Here is a 1,668-nt window from a genome sequence, read left to right on the forward strand (position 1 = left end):
CCAGGACCGGTCACGTAGCCGTTTACGGTATCTACTTTGATACGGACAAGGCAGAGGTAAAGCCTGAGTCTGAACCAGCCCTTAAAGAGATTGCCAAACTCCTTCAGCAGAATCCCGAACTTAAATTGTATGTTGTCGGTCATACGGATAATGTAGGTAGTTTAACTTACAACATGAAACTTTCACAAGCTCGTGCTGATGCTGTGGTAACTAAACTTATTTCCAAATACAATGTAAATGTAAAGCGACTTGAGGCTCATGGTGTTGGTTTTTTGGCTCCCGTGGCTTCTAACAAAAACGAAGAAGGTCGTGCAAAGAATCGGCGAGTAGAGTTGGTAGAACAGTAATAATCAAGAAAGAATTTTTGTGGACACTACGCCTAACACAGTGTTTGTGGCAAGCTTACGCTTGCCACAAATCCACCTTCGGCGGACTTCACAAACACCGAATACGATAGGTAAAATTGAGATAAAAAGAGAGGTGATAACAATGACAAAAAATGAGGAATAGAGAAGGGCAGGTACTTTTAGAACAGGTTTTGACAAATAGTTTCAGCTCAAAGGAGGCAAAAAAATGAGAATCAGTATATTTTGTTGGGTTATGATAGTTTTGTTAGTTCTTCCCGCATCTTCGGCGGTTGCAGAAAATGCTGGAGATGATAAAACCGGTGGCGATCCCTTCACGGGAACCTGGTATGGCCGGTTGTCCGGAGAGGGTCTAAGGACCATACCCAAATTTGGGGAATTTCGGACCGGGTTCAGGATGGAATTCTACGACGTAAAATTGAGGGATGTGGACCTCCTTCTGCGGGGATATTGCCATGATATCGCCGGTTCAGCCATAGTGCGTTACTCTCAACCTGTCTTTAAGGGGCTGGGGAGATGCACTTTCAAGTTGGAAAACCGAATCGTTGTCGGGAAGATATCTGGTCCGGACGCTCACCTGGGGCGTCGGACATTGTATATCGATTTTAGGCCTTTCAGGCCAGGAGGGACCTATATTTACTACCCGCCAAAAGGACCTCCAATGCCACCTGATGAGATCAAGTACAACAATTTCGGTTTTGACCTAATTCCATCGTCAACGAACGGCGGGAGCGCAATGGGTCCTGTGTGGATGTGGAGTGAGGGTGTTCCGGATAAGATCAATGTCGAAGTCGCTGATGGCGGCGAGACTTTGCGCCTTCGTAAGAATACAAGCTGGAATTTTAAAGGCCTCGAAGCTAAGTGGGAAATCGAAGGCGTTCTGCACAAGGTTGATGATGAAAGCTACGATTTCCCCGAGGAAGTCCCGCCCGATGAGAAGATTTCGACCGACAAACATACCCGGAAGAAGGTCAATATCCCCGGGGTGGGTGAGGTGATAGCCGGCCCGGAGTCGGAGTTCAAGATAGAATCCAGCAGCGGCGGAAAAACCACTCTCGAACAGTTTAAGGGAGACTTGATGCACAGGGTAAAGGAGGTGGCGGAAGAAGGCCGCTCTTTTGAGGTCCTAACTCCTCAATGTGTCAGTTCGGTTAGAGGGACCACTTTTCTCACAAGCGTCCGTGAGGGGGAGACGGTTGTGGTAGTTTTCGATGGTTCGGTGGAGGTTTCCGATAAAGATGGGGGGAATTCCCTGACAGTTCGGAAGGGTCAAATGGTTGTCGTTGAAGAAGGAACGTTTCCG

The 1,668-nt window shown here is 47.6% G+C and carries 2 protein-coding genes; both read left to right on the top strand.

What is annotated here, in order from left to right:
• On the top strand, positions 1-347 hold a 347-nt coding region (locus U9Q18_03885), incomplete at its 5' end, for an OmpA family protein (GenBank protein MEA3313495.1).
• 226 nt (positions 348-573) lie between these two features.
• On the top strand, positions 574-1,668 hold a 1,095-nt coding region (locus U9Q18_03890), incomplete at its 3' end, for a FecR domain-containing protein (protein ID MEA3313496.1).

The sequence above is a fragment of the Caldisericota bacterium genome (assembly GCA_034717215.1).
GTDB lineage: Bacteria > Caldisericota > Caldisericia > Caldisericales > Caldisericaceae > UBA646.